This window comes from Photobacterium sp. GB-72 (assembly GCF_003026095.1).
Lineage (GTDB): Bacteria > Pseudomonadota > Gammaproteobacteria > Enterobacterales > Vibrionaceae > Photobacterium.
Genome location: NZ_PYNV01000029.1, coordinates 15,468 through 32,210 on the forward strand (window position 1 = coordinate 15,468; position 16,743 = coordinate 32,210).

Genomic DNA, 16,743 nt, shown 5'->3' on the forward strand with positions numbered 1-16,743 from the left:
TTTATCTATATATGCTGATTAACGTTTTATCATCTATGGCTGAGCGTTGCGGATTTTGCCAAATTTTCATATGCCTTTCTTTCGCTTGATAATGTGTTAATCGATTGATTTGGTTAATAGTTATAGGGTGGTTAGCAAGTCCATCGCTGTAACAATGAAGGCTGACATCTTTGGTTAGTGTAATGCGTTTTGGTTCTATGGTTAATTGGGTATTGATCCCTAATAAGCCCATATTTTCTTCTAGATGTATGCTCTTATCATGACTTAGTTGAAGTGCTGCAGGCATGCCTGCATTGTAGATGTGCACAGTATTATTATTATCTATGATCATTATCATTAAACAAATCAAATGACGATTATTGGGTGCAGCAATAAGTTGTTGGTTGAGTATCTCGCATATTTCTTTTGGACTTTCTATACCTGCATCAAGCAAGCCAGCAATATAGCCAAACCAGCCAATACCGTTAGCTTTAGCCAATGGACCATGTCCCATATTATCTCCGAGGATGAGCATAGCAGGCTTGTCTTTTTTGGGTTCTCGATATAATAAAAAATCACCTTGGTTTATCGGGTATTGATCAATATCTATTGTGATATCTCGAAGCGTAATTTTGGATGGAAATTCTGATTGGTAAGGTGTCATCTGTGCCAATAGCTGTTTTTCAAAAACAGACGCTAGCGTGCTATGGCGCTTTAACACTCGTTTCAGTATTGTGAGTAATTTTTCTTTATTGAGTGGTTTTGTTAAATAGTCATCAATACCTGCTCTTGCTGCTTCTAAAAGTGTTGCGTCTTTGTTGTCTGCTGAGATGAAGATAAAGGGTAATGACTGGCAGTGCTTGAACTCTGTCACTTTATCTCTAAAACTGAAACCATTTATATTGGGCATGTGTAAATCGGTTATCACCATATTGCATTGGCTATGAGCTAGCCAATCGAGTGCTTCAATGGGCTTACTGAAGAGAATGAGTTGATAGTGATCGCGGAGAAAGGTCGCAAAGAGTGCGAGTTGGCTTGGGCTATCATCAACGATCAGAAGTTGCGGTTTTGACTTTTTTTGTGGAAGGTTAAATTGAATAATATTTTGGTGATTGGTGAGAAAATATTTAAAGTCAGGGAAGTAGGTATTGATCAGAGCGAGCCCTAATTTATTGCAAGCGGGCTCTTCAGGTAATATTGCGGAGCTGATTTTTTCTTTCATTGCTTGCCAATGAGAGCCGTTATCAATGATTTCAAATCGAGCTTGATTATTACGTAAGCCATATTTTAATTCAACGTGACTTGCGGTTAAGCGTTGATGTGCAAGTAAATTAACACAGTATTCATTACAAACTAGAATCATATGTTGACTCAGCTCATAACTTAAATTGAGCTTATTGCTTTGTGATTTTAGCCAGTGCCTAATGGTTTTTAAGTTCTCGTAATTTAAGCAAAAAGTCTGTTTGAATAATACCTGATTGATCATTGATATTTTCCTTGTAGAAGTTGGCTGTTATTTAGCATTGCGGTAATTTTTGCTTTGATCCTTTCGGGGAGCCACCATGCTTTGGTATTGAGACTTTTTAGCATTCGTTGTGCGAGTGTTGGATTAAATTGATCATTAATAATAAGGCCAATGATATTACAGTTACTTTTTTCTAGTTTGGTAATACTTGTTAGCAGTTTACTTTCTGTCGTCTTGGCTGCGGAAAGGCATAAAAGGATGCCATCGCTGGCATTAGCGATATTAACGGCTGGTAAATTTCGCCAGTTAGCGGTGTTGATATTGCCTGTATCACAAATAATATAGTGATAATGTTGTTGCCAATACTGGAGAAGATAACGAAGTTTATGGGGCTGTCGCAATGTGAGCACTGTGGATTGATCTTTGGGTTGGGGCAAAATATCTAGAAAGGGATGCTTATTAATAAGGTTTTGCTCTTTATTTTCGGTTTCCCACTGTGTTGGCTCGAATCCTTGCCCTGATCCAGAAAGATCAAGATCGATCAATAGCACTTTTGTTTGGTTTACAGAGCAACGTTCAGCTAGCCAATAGCTCATTGTTGAACTTCCGCATTTTTGATTGCAGCTTGCAACGCAGATTATGCGAAGTTGTTGCTGGTGCAATTGTTGGAATAGGTGTTCCATTTCTTCGCTCAACCAAGGTTTCATAATGCGGCTCCTATTACAAGCAAGGTTGTTACAAAACTAAATGCGTCTTGAAGGCCTTGTCTTAACAGTGTGCTTGTTGAATCATCTTCATTGGGGACATACACCGTATCTCCTGGACGAAGCATGGGGATCGGTGTTTCTGCTGGATATTTTATGTAGTTCCGTAAGCTGAATGTTTGGCTTTTATCTCCGCAACATGAACTATTGACGATCATTATTTTATCTATATAGGCTTTATCCGTGGGGCCGCCTGCTTCTGCTAGTAAATCGAGTAAAGACATCTGGCTATTGAATGAGTAACGCCCTGGTTTTTTTACTTCTCCCATCAGTCTTACAACGCGATTTGCAGGTTTATCTAACCAATTTCCATCTTGATGCGGAATGTAGATAACATCGCCAGGGACTACTTTGGGTAATAAACTTTCATCGCCAGTTTCAAAATACAGAGTAAGGTTTAGTGTTGTGACATTGGCATGGGTCCCGTTACGATGGCTGATTTTTATTTGCTGTAAGTTAGCATCTTTATTTGGGCCATCTGCTGCTGAAATAATATCTAAAAACCCTAAGTCACTATTAAAGGCATATCGCCCAGGTGAGTTTACTGCCCCAAAGACATAAATAGATTCCTCTGCGTTTTGTCGAATCCATGTGGATTTATTATCACTGGGATCACGTGGGAGTTCATCGACCATTATCGTATCTCCCGCCCTTATGGTTGGGAGTGTTGCAAAGTTACCGCCGCGATCGATAAATTTCTCTAAATCAAAATAAATAATACTATTTGGATCGTTTTTGTTTTTCTTGATAATGCGAATACTGCTTAAGTTCGCGCTTTCTAATGGGCCGCCAGCAAGAGCAAAAATCTCTAAAAAAGTCAGTTTTCTATTCCATTTAAATCGCCCCGGACCTTTTACTGAGCCAATAACCATGACAGTTTTATCATCTTTCGCTTGAGTTGTTTGTGGTACATAAATGACATCGCCGGGGAGTACGGTAGGAAGAAGTTTTTCATTACCAGTCTCAAAGTACCTCGCAAGATCGAGACGAGAAACGGTTGTTTTTTTACCATTGCGATGTGTGATGAGTAACTCTTGAATATCTGCATCACCAATTGGTCCGTCTGCGGCAGAGAGAATGTCGAGAAACCCTTGTTCTTTATTAAAACCATACCGACCAGGAGATCCTACGGCCCCAAAAATATAGATCGAATCGCTTGCTGCTTGACGGAGCCAGCTGGATTTACTGTCGCTAGGGTTGTGCGGGAGTTCATCAACGATAATGGTATCGCCGTATGTGAGCTTGGGGAGTTTACTTTCAGGGCTTCCTTGCTTAATAAAATTCTCAAGATCAAAAAAGAGTACTTGATGCCCTTGAGCCGAGGGTTGATCTTTTTTCGGAAGTCTTACAATACGAATACTGGATAAGTTAGCTTTATTTTTTGGTCCTCCAGCCATGGAAAGTAGATCTAAAAATGTTAGCTTTTCGTTGAAATTAAAACGTCCGGGGGTATAAACCGCACCGATAATCTTAATTGCATGATGATCTGAAGCTTTTGATATTTTTGGTATATAAATAACGTCCCCAGGAACGACTTTGGGTAAGACTGATTCATCCCCAGTTCGAAAGTATTCGGAAAGATCTAACTGAGTAACATGGCTTTGAGTACCATTGCGATGCGTAATAAGCACTTCTTGTAAGTCAGCTTCATTACTTGGCCCATCAGCGGCTGAGAGGATATCAAGAAACCCTTGGTCATTATTAAACGCATAGCGACCAGGCGCGCCAATTGAGCCAAAGATATAAATAGAATCTTTTGGTGCTTGGCGTAACCAACTGGCTTTATTATCACTGGGGTCATCGGGTAATTCATCAATAATAATGGTCATTCCTGCAGAAAGCTCAGGAAGTAATCTTTTAGGATGGCCTTTTTTGATAAAGTTTTGGAAATTAAAGAAAGAGACCTCATGGCCTTTATTAAGATCTTTGTCTTCGGTGATGAGTCGAATATTCGTTAAATTTGCACGTTTAGTCGGGCCTTCTGCGTGAGCGAGTAGATCCATGAAATCCATCGCTGGGCTCCACTCATAACGCCCTGGAATATTGATTGCCCCTATAATTTTAATAGAGCGATCATCCGTAATTTTAAGCCATGACTTTACATTTACGGTGGTTTTTTCTGGAATAAAAATGACATCACCTGTTTTCATCAGCGGGATATCATAATCTTGTGGTGATTTAGTAAACTCAACGAGATTGATCGTTATTGGCGGTTCTGTTTCACTGAGTATTTTGATCTGAGTTGTATCTGCGAAACGTGTTGGACCACCGGCATTGGCTAGCACATCAATAAATTTTGTATTTTTTCCTATTTCGTAAGCGCCAGCGGCTTTCACTTCCCCCATGACAAAGGCGGTTCTTACCGTTGTACTGATGTCATCAATTTCAATCGGAGCATAAATTGTGGTTCCCTCTTTTATAGGAGGAAGATGCTGGGTATCACCTGTATCTAAGAAGGTTTTTAGATCAAATATATAAGGTTTATTATCGGTAACCACTCGAATTTTAGTTACGTCGGCATAGCGTGTTACACCATCTGCACGCATGATGGCATCAACCACATTCATTTCTGGCTTATAACTAAATGTTCCTGGGTTTCGGACTTCACCAAATAATGTTAAGCCATTTTTTTTGTTTGAATCACCTGTGTTTTGAATCGCTGCAGCATCAAAATCAACTTCAATGTTGCCGAGCAGTGGAGATACAGGGACGAAGAGGGTATCGCCATTGGTTAAGGTAGGTAGATTGGAGGTATCACCCGTATCTAAATATTTTTTATAATTAAAACGTTGAGATATGCCATTACGTATGATGGAGAACTTGTTTAACTGCGCGCCTGATCTTGCACCGCCAACAGCAGCAAGTGCTAATTGAATATTGCTGTTAGGTTTGAGTGAAACAGTTCCTGGAGTTTCAACATAGCCAAGTACATGAATACGGATGAGTTGTTCTTTTAAGGTAAGCTTAAAGTCATCAAGGTTAAGATAGATAGATGATAGTTTTTGTTTTATTTTTTGTTCAGCATCTTTGATGGTGAGCTCTGCGATCGATATTGTACCGACTTCTGGGAGTTGAATTTTTCCGTTATCATCAATCGTGAAATCGTCACTGAATGCTTTTTCGCCTGGTACAAACAGGAAAATGCGATCGCCTGCCGTTAGCGTGATTGTATTGTCTGCCCGTAAAGGGAAGCAGATAAAGAGAATGAGTAGGCAGAAGATACGGATCATAAGCCATCTCGAATTGTATGCCAGTCCTTTATATCAAATACGCGATGAATAGACTGAGCGTGGTGTTCAACCAATACTCTTGCTTCTACTTTTCTATTATTGAGCTGCTTTGTGAGAGTGTTATCGTCAATGGCCTGTGTTTCTCCAACACTAAGCACCGTTATTTGGTTAGGATCAACGCCATTTTCAACAAAGAAGTCTTTAACTGTATTCGCTCTTTCTAAGCCAAGAGCATAGTTATTCAGTTCATTACCTTGGCTATCGGTATAGCCAATAAGTTGTAAGTGCCAGTGCTCTTGACGTTTAATTATTCCAGCGGCATAGCGGAGTGATTCTTGATAATCAGGCAACAAGGTTGTTTTATTTAACGCAAACTGGTTATCGACGGACATATATAATAAGAAACGCTCTTTGAGTTCTACTTCAGAATAATTGGGGTCAAGGCATAGGGTGTGATATTCCAACCAATCCATTTGCTTTTGGATCACGGCATTCTGGGTTTGGTATTTTAAAAGAGTAATTTCAGCATCACGATCAAAACCGTTAAGGGCTTCTTCTCTTGCTTTTAAATAAAGGTTTTGTAATCGGATATATTGACCAGGAAGACAATGTTTGGCGCCTCGTGTTGCGAGTAATTGGAGCTCAAACTGATGGTGTTCGAGTTGATGGAGTTGGGTTTGTTTTGGCGGTGAAAGTGGAATTTCTCCTTGCGCAGGCCAAAAAGTACTACAACCTGTCAGTAGTAATAATAAGGCTATAAGCAGCAATAGAGGCGATTTCATTAAGTTAACTCTGCTGATGTGATGAGTGGGATCACTTTATCAATCCTGAGCATTTGCATTAACTCTCTAGGTTGACCGTTAACATTAAGTAGACGTAAACGACGTCCTCGGCTTTTTAAGCGTTTATAAAGAAAAACAATGGCACCAATACCACATGAGTCGATAAATTGGACTTGCGTCATATCAATGACGAGTTCCATTCGCTCGGTTTGACTGAGAACATCAAATTCACTTTCAAGCTCCCTTGCTCTTTGCGCATCAAATTCATCTTGTAGAGCAAGTGCGATAACTGAGCTGGACGATGCGAACATAGGTATTCCTTATTCTCTATTTTAACTAATATGATTCAAAGGTTGTGCCAACTATTGTCCACGTCTCGTTACCATAATGTATGCTGTTTTGAGCAATATCCAGCAGTCCATTCTAAGCCATTGTAATGGTGATGCTAATGCGATAGCGTAAGCATGATCCCATGCGATCTTCGCTTTAACGTCTTCTATACAGCTGTCGTAGCCTTGATTTACTTGTGCTAAGCCTGTTATACCTGGGCGTAAGCCTCGAGTTCGTTCTAAGTAGAAAGGCAATGCATTTTGCAAATTTCCACATAGTTCAGGGCGTTCAGGGCGAGGGCCAATTAATGACATGTCTCCCTTTATCACATTAATAAATTGAGGCAGTTCATCTAATCGCGTATCTCTTAAGAACCCTCCTATTCGAGTGATACGAGGATCATTTTTTTGAGACCATACCGCGCCACTTTTTGCTTCAGCGTTAGATTGCATGGTGCGAAATTTCAACATGGAGAACAACATGATATGTTCATCATTAATTTGTCCTACACGCACTTGTCGATAAAAAATATCACCTTTGGAATCTAACCGTATAAGCAAGGCAATCAGGGGCCATAATGGAAGTGTGAGTAATAATCCTATAAAACTGAGAAGAATATCGAAGAAGCGTTTGAGAATAATCGTAAAAGAATGTTGGTAGGTATTGAGAGGCGGCTTTTTTTTCCAGCCATCTCTAAATTGCCCAAAGAGATAGCGTAGCATTCCAATTAAAGAAGATAGGTAACCACCTATTAAATAATGTAATTTATTTAACAGTTTATTTTTTACACCTAATAGAGGTAGTGCCGCAAGACCATATCCAACGACTTGCAATCCCGTTAACCATATGGCGAGAAGTGAGCCATGGACGGCAAGGTAACAGGTTATGCTTAAGTACATGATGAAAAGAAAAGGCATTAAGGTTCTTAAACCTTTACCAGATGCGAATAACCATTTTACCCCTGGCTGGTGGAGATTAAATACAAAACGACAGCGGATCAGTTGCTGTAAGTTACCGGCGCCAATACGCTGTCTTCGTTGATGGGTTTGTTCATTACTACTAATATCGAGCTCAATACTATTTATGCATTCATTATAAATCACATTATAACCTTGCTTAAGCACTTGCATCGGCAACATGAAATCGTCGTTGATGGTGTCGTAAGGCAATGGCTGAAATAAGCGTGATCGCATAATATAAAAAGCGCCATTGCCACCAATAACACTACCTAAATGTGATTCCGCAAAGCGCATATTATTTTGCCAAGACCAGTATTGTTTCTCACCTGTATTACCATCATAAATAAGGTAATTACCTGTGATTGCACCAACTTTAGGATCGTTAAAACTATGGGTTGCTTGTTTAAGGGCATCGATCGAGATAAGCGCTGATACATCACTTAATGCAACCAGTTCTGCATAAGGTTGTGCCATCGTGATAAGTTGATTTAGGCGCGCTAACTTTCCTTTATTGCTGGTGCTTATTTGCAACTGAAAATGAATATTAGCCCGTTGAAATTGCCTCTCCCATTGGCGACAAAGTTTTGCGGTTGCATCATTACAACCATCGCAACAAATGAAGATAAACAGTTTTTCTGCGGGATAATCAAGCATCAATAAATTAGCCAGTTTATCGTTAATATGTGCTTCCTCATTATAAGCCGGAATAAGGATCGCAATGGCTGGAAAACTATCTGGTTCTACTGTAATGGTTTTTCGTTTTAGATGTTGTCCATACCACACCATAACAGCACTATAGATAACATGATGATAAATAATAATTAGCGTTAGAATTAAAAGAATAAACCAACTTACCATCATGGTTAGCTCCTTACTTCGCGAGGGCTTCATACGCTGCTGTCATCGTTCTTACATCAGCAACGTGTTGGATGAAATGCGCTGTTTTTGTTTCATTAGTCTTATGTGTCAGTACATGATTTAGAGCGTGAGCTAATTGGACAGGATCATTAGGCGATATTAATACACTGTTTTCTGGATGGGCGACATCGGGGATCGCACCAATATTTGATGCCACAATCGGTTTACCGCACGCTTGTGCTTCAAGCAAAGCTAAGGGGAGTCCTTCATGACGTGACGGCATGCAGAACACATCAATAGCGCGATAAAAAGAACGCATGTTTTTACAATAACCCAACCAGTGAATACGATGCTCAAGCTGTAAACGACAGGCGAGCTGTTTGAGGTTTGAGAACTGCTCGCCATCACCTGCAATAACAAGATGATAATGCTCTGGAAGTGATGATAGGGCGAGAAGCATGGTATCAATCCCTTTTTCTGAAACCAGTCGCCCAGCACTACCAATGAGTATTTGTTTCTGAGGCAACGCTAAGTCATGACGAGCGTCGGCTTGATCACCAATACAGTAAAAGTGACAGTCGATACCGTTATTAATAATATGATCAGCTGGACGACCTAATCGTTGATGAAGATCTTTGGCTATTGTTGGGGCATCGGCGACGAGTTCAACATGTTTATTTTTTAATAGCCAACGAGTGAGGGTTTGTTGTTTTGGCTCTTCTAGATGCCAACTGTCGTGCTCAGTATGTATATGGGTTGTGCTTAGCCCTAATAGTGCGAGTCGACTATAGAGTAAAGGACCTAAATGGTGGCTGTGAACCGTGGTGATCTTTAGCTTATTAATGATTTTTCTTAATTGATAAGCGGTTTGAAGATGTATACCTGAGGGTTTATTTAAAAATATTAATTGGTTTTTAAATGCTGCTAACTCAGGCCATGCTGAAATAGCAGATGTGGCTGTTTCTTCTAATGAAGCAACATAAACACGATGCTTTGATGAGGCAAAACGCACCAAATTCAGAACGAGCTTTTCTAACCCGCCAGGGCGTAAATGTTGGACGACTTGTAGTGTTCTAACCATGTTCATGTTCCTTTGAGAAGTAAGGAATGCGCACCAAGATTGGGTAAGATACTAACTGTCGGATATGGCTGGATTGATATAATCGCGTATCAAAAATAATCGAGATGCCTACAAGAAATAAAGCAATGACTGCGCCAAAAAGAATGCCGGACAAAAAGTTCATCCACCATGGCCAATTTTGAGGAGCATTCGGTACTGAGGGTTTGTCTATTATTTTGAGCTTGTCTGGTTCTTCAAAACGCCCAAGGTGGCCAGTGACTCTGGCCATTTCATAGCGCTCTAGTAGTTGGTTATAAATGTTCGATTTGACCTTATAGTTTCGCTCTAAACTGGTGAGTTTTTTTTCTAATTCTGCAAACTCCACCCGTTTTCCTATGATATTTGCAGCTTGTTTTTTGAGTAATACGAGCTCTTGATTAATGGCATCGATTTCAGACTCTGCTTGCTGTAAGGTTTCAAATTGGCTGAGCAATATAGGTTGGGTTTGGTTTTCAGGATCTTGAGTGCTATTAACTAGCCGTTGCCATAAACTGTTGATTTGATCTGGGGAAAGTGATTGCTGTAACTCAACTTGCCGAGTCCGCTCTTGTTTTAAACGCTCTAAACGGCGGAGTACATTTTTAATTAATGAATGTTGATCGGTATAACTGGCACGTAATATAGCAAGCTCGGCTTCGGCCATTACAATTTCTTGCTCTAGTTTGCCGATAACAGGGTTGGTATTTATCAGTGTTTTATACATGCTATCACGTTTACTTGTTGCGTGGAGTAAAGCCAATTCTGATTCGTTTATTTTCCTTAACAATTTAATACTAGTATCAACATTGACGCCTTGTAGGAGCGGTAAGTTATCCGCATTTTCTGCTTTAAAGGTGGCAAGCTCACTTTCTGCAAGCTCTAAATCTTTTTGGGTTGTTGTTAATTGTTTTTGTAAAAACACTTCTGAATTATCAATCGATGCTCGTCCAGGGGCTCGTAGCTTTTCTAAGAAAATGCGAGAAAGAATATTTAATATTTCTGGAATTTGTTCGGGTTGTTGCCATACAAGACTCATTTGAACGAGATCGTTACCTGTCAAATCAAGGGTTATCCCTTTTTCGAGTTGAGCGGTGACGTGTTTAATTTTTTGCGGGTTTTTATCAGGCACTAGATCGAGTTCATCAATTACGATCGCCAACGTTGATTGGCTTTGGATCACGACTTGGAGTGCTTTAATTCGCTGCTCTAGATTCATTGAAATAGATAAATCTTCTAAAAAAGGATTAAGCAATGCGGCCTCCTGAACCAAAATAGTGGTTTCAGAGTAGTAATACTTAGTTTTAAGAAAGCCGCCTATTGTCATTAGAAAAGGCATAATGATGATGGGTAAAACTAATAAATAACGATGAAGCCATAATCCATAAAGTAATGGATATAAGCGCGTTATAAAGAGGTGGCGCATACCTTAGTTACTCCGAAGGAGCAACGTATCGATTGTTATTTGAGGAGAATACTCCAACGTTAAAGGGATTTGATGCTCTTGTGCGATCGTCTCTATGTTTTGCATTCGTTTTTGACTGTGTAATAAAGCGTCAAATTTATTATTGAGCTTAGCAGGGCCTACTGTTGCTGTTATTTGGTTATATGAGAAGGTTGAAAAAAATTGGATGATTTTACGGTGTTGCTCTGCGGTTAACGTCACTTGCTCTGAACTAAAAAAAAGCTCTAATTTCTTATTGGATTGTGAGGTACTGGCACACCCAACCAGCCCTAGTAAGATGATTAGATAGATTGTTCTTATCATCACGCATTCCTTTTTCTTGTGTGTATAAGAAAGACTGCAAAAAGAGTGCCTGATGTAAGGGTTTGTTATTCAGTCGTTGAACATCGTATTTTTTGTATAGTACTAATTATCTTTTCTATACGACGTTGCCAACTATCATGCTGGACGCTTTGGTATGCTTTTTGTTTATATTCATCGACTTGTTGTGGGGTTAACTGTGTAATGCGATCAATTGCCGAGAGCCATTCTTTCTGAGTTGTCGCAATTGACACTAAAGGTGAGTACTCTGTTGCGGCTTTATATTTACTGCTAATGACAGGACATCCGGCTGCTAAATATTCTCTTAATTTTAAGGGGTTACACATTTTAATTTGTTGATTATAGATGAAAGGTAAAATAGCGATATGCCAATGTTGTAAATAACTAGCGAGTTGGTGATGAGGTATCGCTGGTAACAGATGGATATTCTCATTTTGCAATTGCTGAACTTGATGGCACTCCTTATTCCCAAGCAAATAAAATTGAAGCTGTGGGCGCGCTAATGCGAGTTGTTGTAATAAATCGTAATCAAGCCAATTATTTAAACTGCCATAAAAGCCAATATTTTTTGTCTCTTTATCAATGGCTGGTGGGCATTCATGTTTTGATTGAAATAAATGAAGATCAACACCATGGGGCAAATAATGTGTCTTGTGTTTCGGGAAGCGCGCCATTAATTGTCTGTTTGCCACATAAATAAGGTCGGCCTGCATACTTAATGTTTGTTCTGCTTGCATTGCTTTATCATGATCAACGCCAGTTAGTGCTGAAAAATCATCTCCGCAGTAATAAATGATTAAATCAGCTTGGCAGAGTTCGATATATTCAATCGCACTCGGTAGAGCTATCCATAAAACGCGATAGTGTTTTTTTGGGGGAAGTTGTGTTGATAATAGCTTTTTATTGATGTATTTCATCGTCTTGTTTCGAGCTAATGGCCAAACAAGAGGTTTGATGATCTTTTTTAAATTTGTGGCGGAGATTTCAGTATCAGCTATTGCAGCACGACGCATAAAAGCCATGAGCTTTTCGATAATACGCCTGATATCTTTAGCTTGCAGTTGGGGTTGCCTTAAACCAATAGAATTGACCCAATAGACAGGATATTGCTGAGCAATGATTGATATTAAGTGCTGAGTGCTAGATGGGTGTCGCCCCCAATCTTCACCAAAAATAATAAACTCTATATCACGATCCATGACTCAAATCCTTTTTATGGAGTTGATTTGTATTACAAGTTAATCGATCGGTTGCAATTAATAAGCTTAATAAAATATAAAAAGGCCACGTTGTTCCTTGTGTGAGAAAAGTACCACTGACAGAAAAGGAAACCATGCCAAGCCATAGCCCTTCAGCAAGTGGTTGATATGTTGTTTTTTTTAATCGTTTAAGTAAGCGGTAACTAAGTTGGAAAGTTTTTATTAACAAAGTAGCAAATAAGAATAACCCGACAAATCCGTTCTCAGCTAATATTTCAAACCAAGAGCTATGAACAGCATGGTTCTTACCATCCCAATGTACTGAGTAAAAATAGTAATTATTATAAAAATTACTTAATCCAACACCAGTAAATGGATGATCAACTGCCATCATTATTGCAGCGCCCCAAGCATAAAGACGCCCCATTGCAGACTCATCAATGGCGCCTGAACTAGCAGATGAAACAAATCTGTTTTCAATACCTGCGGCGACAAATAAAGCCATGATCCCAAGAGCGGTAATGATAAGTGGTGTGACGATATTTTTACTGCGAAGAAGCAGTGACATAAATACCACGCTAATTATTCCCAATTGTCCACCTCGACTTTCCGTTGCTGCAATACCTGCTAGGAGAGTTATGCTAATAAGCATCGCAATAAGACGAGCAATAATGTGACCATGGAAAATATAGACAGCAGTAAATGATAGCGGAAATAACAGAACTAAAGAGAGATCATTAGGATCACCGAGCATTGATCCAAATGCTCGGCCAATCGTGACACGTGTTTCTTCGACTAATCCAATCTCATAATATTTGTTATACAACGTAATAGAGGCAATCAATAAACCACAAAGAAAGAGTAAATAAGGAATTCTTTTTAGTTGAGAAATATGGGTGGGTAATAAACTAATAGCAAAAACCATTAAAACGATTTTTAGAAAGTTACCTGACAACATTTCAAATGATTCTTCTCTATTAGAAGCAAAAGCACAGCTAATACTGACCCAAAATGCAAAGCAAAGTAGCCATGTATGTAATGGGTGCCACTTGAAGTTACGATAGTTCATCCATAACTGCCAACTTAATCCGACCAAACAAGCAAGTGCTAATAACTTGGGTATTTTAAAGGGTTCAAGGAATGGCATTGCTTCATGTAAGCGAAAATATGAAAAAAGAATAAACCAAATACAGAGTAAAAAAGCACGCTTAACAACAAAGGGCAGGGACAGTATTCCAAGAAATGCAAAGTAATGTTTAAACGTGTAATTGCTTACAATAAAGCAACTTATCGTACTAAACAAAGCGATGATAATTTGTTTACCCCTTGTCATAGATCACCTGTAATACATGGCGATAGTTACAAAGGTGACGCCAAGGCCAATAGATTTGAAGGCAAAGAAGAGGAGTTAACAGAATGAGAAAATAAGTGAGTTGATATTGCTGACAAAAACAGATCAGTATAATAAGTGAAAAACTGACAAACAAATCAGAGAGAGGATATCGCAGAGGGAGATGGTATTGACTATAAAAGTAAAAAATAAAAAGGCGCAACGCTTGAATCGCAATTCCACAATAGATCAATGCGAGAATATCAAATAAGGGTAATATATAAATAAAAACGAGTAATGATAATAGCGTTGACAGGCTATTAATCAATAATATTCCTTGTCCATGTTCGTGGTAATAGCAGCCGACATTAAGAAAAGTACAACAGCCTTTTAGCATTAACCACAATGCGATGAATGGGATAAGAACACTACTGTAATAAAACTCAGCATTAAGCCAAAACCTTAAAAAAACAGGACCGAACAAAAGCACAAGAGCAGAAATAAGTATGCAAAGCTGGCAAGCTAAAATAGTAATATTGGCTAAGTATTGTTTACGTTGCTCTGTATTGATAAAGCTAAATCGTTTTGGAAACCACCACAACGCAAAAGGTTCTATTAATAAACTAGCGGCAACCCCCCACTGCATTGCAATTGCATAAGGAGATACCGCTTCCACTCCTAAATAATGCGCGATAGCCCAACGCTCAGCACCTAATGAAATAAAACCCAATAATCCAGAGATAGTTAGAATTGCACCATATTTTAATAATGCGGGGTTCATTGAGAAGTGTGGTATTGGCCATTGTTTATAGAGTAAAACACTACACACGACTTGTGCGATCAATCCAGCTAAAGCCATACCATCAACTTTCCATGTAGTGACCAACAAGAGCGCTAAGGCCGCTTGCAATAATGCCGTGATAAGTAAAATACTTACAAAGTGTTTAGCATTATTCTCAATTCTTAGCTTTGCTAAAGGGATAGCGTTAAGAGAGTTAAAGTAGATAGTAAAAATAAAACAATTAAAGGAAAAAAGTGGCGGTGGACCAGGTAAAAGCGTTTGAATATCGTGATTAAAAAAAACAAGCAGGCTTGTAATTATTGCACCACATAACATAACTTGCCATAAGGCTTGGCCTAATAACCGTGTTGGGTTTGATGCATCATGATAAAAACGATAGAGACCATCAATGATGCCTAAACTAATGAGCAGTGATAAGAATGTAGTTAAAACTAATAATACATCAAGCTTACCGTATTCTTCCAAACCTAATTGATCTGTAACATAAGGTTGAAGTAGCAATCCAATCAGTTTACAAAAGACGACTCCAATCCCATAAACCGCAACAACCTTTAATGTGCTCATAGTGCTTCAATCCACTGTGATAGCCGTTGCGCTTGAGCTTTTGCAGTAAAGGCTTTCATGACATGCCTATAACCGAGCTCTCTTTGAGTTTTTAATTCCTGATAGCTTTTTAGCTGGTGGTTTGTAATTGCCGTTGCTAATTCTGTAGGTGAATCTTTCTGTATCATCACTCCTATATCAGAGCAAAGGATCTCAGTACAGCCAACAAGGTTAGTAGTAATAATAGGGATCCCTAATGCAAGGGCTTCTTTTAAAACTAGTGGGCCTGTATCAGTATCACCATTATTAGCGATGGTAAAAGGAGCGATTAGTCCTTGGTAACGTTGAGCATGAGATCGTAGCCAATCTGCATTTTGACTGCCTAAAAAAGAAACAGCGTTTATGAGTCCATGCCGTTTACAAAAAGATATTAGTTCCGATTTTAATGGCCCATCACCAACAATATCGATTTCAATCGGGTGTTTGAGTCGTTGTATGGCTTTCAATAACGTTATAAGCCCTTTTTTTTCAACCAATCGACCAATAAATAAAAAGCGCTTAGATGGAGACCATTCATTATTTAAAGTGGGATAGTTTTGCTCTTCAATCCCACAAGGTAGATAGTGAACAGGTGTCTTTGTTAGTGATTGCAAATGATCATGCATTGCCTTTGTCACAGCGCAGCAAAACTGACAATGAGAAAGCTTGGCTTGTAAATCTTGAGGCCCTGCGTAGATATCAGCGCCATGTCCAACAAATGACACTGGAATATTCAATATTTTTGCTGCAACGATTGCAATCGCTGAGCTATGCCAAGCAAAATGCGCATGAAGATGCTGGCATTGGTAACTATGTGCCCATAGCGCTAATTGTAGGCCTTGCCGAATAAGAGCGAGTTTTCCGAACTCATGTTGTTGGTAAATAAAAGGTAAGCTTCTTACGGAACGGGTGATGTGGCGAAAACTATAGTAGGGAAGGTTTGAGGGGTAGCAACACTGCTTCATTAATGGAATATCAGCACGTTGAAAGTGTTGACCTTTCATAAATGAAAACGGAACAACATGATGTCCAAGTGAAATCATTGCTCTCATTTCAACACCCGTGAATGTTTCAGATAAAGTAGGGAAACAAGGGATCACATAACCTATTGTCTTCATCACAGTGCTCCGCGAATGACTTTTAATAAAGAATTCAAACTTAGTGCCATGTTTCAGTGGCACTTAAGTAAGAAGATCATCAGCTATTGAGACAGATTGCATCGCATCGTGATTAAACGTCTTGTGTTTTGCAATTCATCATTAAGGTTGGATAGGGTTATTTAGTAAGAGAAGATGCACAAATAGAGGTGAAAATAATCACCAATGGAGGTATTGTTTGAATTATGAACACTTGGTTTTTTTTGTTTAATTTATTCTTGCCATCTTTATATTTGCTCTTATAATGCGACCCCACTGACACGGACAACGGCGTAAGCGGTTACCGAGTTCAGTATTGTTCTTTAACAATTTGACCATGCAATCTGTGTGGGCACTCGTTGAAAAGTTAAGTCGAAAGATTTATCAATGATACTAGTGACCAATACAAATAACTTCGGTTATTTGGCACAGTCAATTCAAATAT

At 39.1% G+C, this 16,743-nt stretch carries 13 protein-coding genes; all 13 read right to left on the bottom strand.

From position 1 onward, the window contains the following. Window position 1 precedes the first annotated feature (1 nt). Complete coding sequence (locus tag C9J40_RS21010; protein ID WP_107247895.1) at window positions 2-1,465, bottom strand: response regulator; 1,464 nt, start codon at window positions 1,463-1,465, stop codon at window positions 2-4. Beyond that, complete coding sequence (locus tag C9J40_RS21015; RefSeq protein ID WP_107247896.1) at window positions 1,462-2,151, bottom strand: hypothetical protein; 690 nt, start codon at window positions 2,149-2,151, stop codon at window positions 1,462-1,464. Before C9J40_RS21015 ends, C9J40_RS21010 begins: the two co-directional genes overlap by 4 nt. Beyond that, the gene (locus tag C9J40_RS21020) at window positions 2,148-5,438 is read right to left on the bottom strand and encodes an SLBB domain-containing protein (protein WP_107247897.1); all 3,291 of its coding nucleotides are present in this window, start codon (window positions 5,436-5,438) and stop codon (window positions 2,148-2,150) included. The genes C9J40_RS21015 and C9J40_RS21020 overlap by 4 nt, the downstream gene beginning before the upstream one ends. Then, the gene (locus C9J40_RS21025) at window positions 5,435-6,220 is read right to left on the bottom strand and encodes an OmpA family protein (RefSeq protein WP_107208692.1); all 786 of its coding nucleotides are present in this window, start codon (window positions 6,218-6,220) and stop codon (window positions 5,435-5,437) included. Before C9J40_RS21025 ends, C9J40_RS21020 begins: the two co-directional genes overlap by 4 nt. Beyond that, window positions 6,220-6,531: an STAS domain-containing protein gene (locus tag C9J40_RS21030; RefSeq protein ID WP_105061076.1), complete on the bottom strand. Its 312-nt coding sequence runs from the start codon at window positions 6,529-6,531 to the stop codon at window positions 6,220-6,222. Before C9J40_RS21030 ends, C9J40_RS21025 begins: the two co-directional genes overlap by 1 nt. A gap of 51 nt (window positions 6,532-6,582) precedes the next feature. Further along, window positions 6,583-8,370 (bottom strand): sugar transferase, encoded by a 1,788-nt coding sequence (locus tag C9J40_RS21035; protein WP_107247898.1) that lies wholly within the window; start codon window positions 8,368-8,370, stop codon window positions 6,583-6,585. A 10-nt stretch (window positions 8,371-8,380) separates the two neighbouring features. After that, window positions 8,381-9,448, bottom strand: a complete 1,068-nt coding sequence (locus C9J40_RS21040; protein ID WP_199188141.1) for a glycosyltransferase — start codon at window positions 9,446-9,448, stop codon at window positions 8,381-8,383. Continuing rightward, entirely contained in the window at window positions 9,441-10,889 is a 1,449-nt protein-coding gene (locus C9J40_RS21045) for a sugar transporter (protein WP_107208689.1), read from the bottom strand. The genes C9J40_RS21040 and C9J40_RS21045 overlap by 8 nt, the downstream gene beginning before the upstream one ends. Window positions 10,890-10,892: 3 nt before the next feature. Then, window positions 10,893-11,231, bottom strand: coding sequence for a hypothetical protein (locus tag C9J40_RS21050; protein ID WP_107247900.1), 339 nt, complete (start codon window positions 11,229-11,231; stop codon window positions 10,893-10,895). A gap of 65 nt (window positions 11,232-11,296) precedes the next feature. Next, complete coding sequence (locus tag C9J40_RS21055) at window positions 11,297-12,448, bottom strand: glycosyltransferase (RefSeq protein ID WP_107247901.1); 1,152 nt, start codon at window positions 12,446-12,448, stop codon at window positions 11,297-11,299. Then, window positions 12,438-13,781 carry an O-antigen ligase family protein gene (locus tag C9J40_RS21060; protein ID WP_107247902.1) on the bottom strand — a complete coding sequence of 448 codons (1,344 nt, stop codon included), beginning with the start codon at window positions 13,779-13,781 and terminating at the stop codon, window positions 12,438-12,440. Before C9J40_RS21060 ends, C9J40_RS21055 begins: the two co-directional genes overlap by 11 nt. Further along, a complete protein-coding gene (locus C9J40_RS21065) occupies window positions 13,768-15,144 on the bottom strand; it encodes a lipopolysaccharide biosynthesis protein (protein ID WP_107247903.1) in 1,377 nt (458 codons plus the stop codon). The genes C9J40_RS21060 and C9J40_RS21065 overlap by 14 nt, the downstream gene beginning before the upstream one ends. Next, window positions 15,141-16,280, bottom strand: coding sequence for a glycosyltransferase family 4 protein (locus tag C9J40_RS21070; protein ID WP_107247904.1), 1,140 nt, complete (start codon window positions 16,278-16,280; stop codon window positions 15,141-15,143). Before C9J40_RS21070 ends, C9J40_RS21065 begins: the two co-directional genes overlap by 4 nt. Between the last annotated feature and the right edge of the window lie 463 nt (window positions 16,281-16,743).

Coding starts and splice junctions, on each gene's coding strand:
- C9J40_RS21070 (WP_107247904.1), bottom strand. CDS start 16,280: ATGAAGACAATAGGTTATGTGATCCCTTGTTTCCCTACTTTATCTGAA.
- C9J40_RS21050 (WP_107247900.1), bottom strand. CDS start 11,231: ATGATAAGAACAATCTATCTAATCATCTTACTAGGGCTGGTTGGGTGT.
- C9J40_RS21035 (WP_107247898.1), bottom strand. CDS start 8,370: ATGATGGTAAGTTGGTTTATTCTTTTAATTCTAACGCTAATTATTATT.
- C9J40_RS21055 (WP_107247901.1), bottom strand. CDS start 12,448: ATGGATCGTGATATAGAGTTTATTATTTTTGGTGAAGATTGGGGGCGA.
- C9J40_RS21030 (WP_105061076.1), bottom strand. CDS start 6,531: ATGTTCGCATCGTCCAGCTCAGTTATCGCACTTGCTCTACAAGATGAA.
- C9J40_RS21065 (WP_107247903.1), bottom strand. CDS start 15,144: ATGAGCACATTAAAGGTTGTTGCGGTTTATGGGATTGGAGTCGTCTTT.
- C9J40_RS21040 (WP_199188141.1), bottom strand. CDS start 9,448: ATGGTTAGAACACTACAAGTCGTCCAACATTTACGCCCTGGCGGGTTA.
- C9J40_RS21015 (WP_107247896.1), bottom strand. CDS start 2,151: ATGAAACCTTGGTTGAGCGAAGAAATGGAACACCTATTCCAACAATTG.
- C9J40_RS21025 (WP_107208692.1), bottom strand. CDS start 6,220: ATGAAATCGCCTCTATTGCTGCTTATAGCCTTATTATTACTACTGACA.
- C9J40_RS21060 (WP_107247902.1), bottom strand. CDS start 13,781: ATGACAAGGGGTAAACAAATTATCATCGCTTTGTTTAGTACGATAAGT.
- C9J40_RS21045 (WP_107208689.1), bottom strand. CDS start 10,889: ATGCGCCACCTCTTTATAACGCGCTTATATCCATTACTTTATGGATTA.
- C9J40_RS21020 (WP_107247897.1), bottom strand. CDS start 5,438: ATGATCCGTATCTTCTGCCTACTCATTCTCTTTATCTGCTTCCCTTTA.
- C9J40_RS21010 (WP_107247895.1), bottom strand. CDS start 1,465: ATGATCAATCAGGTATTATTCAAACAGACTTTTTGCTTAAATTACGAG.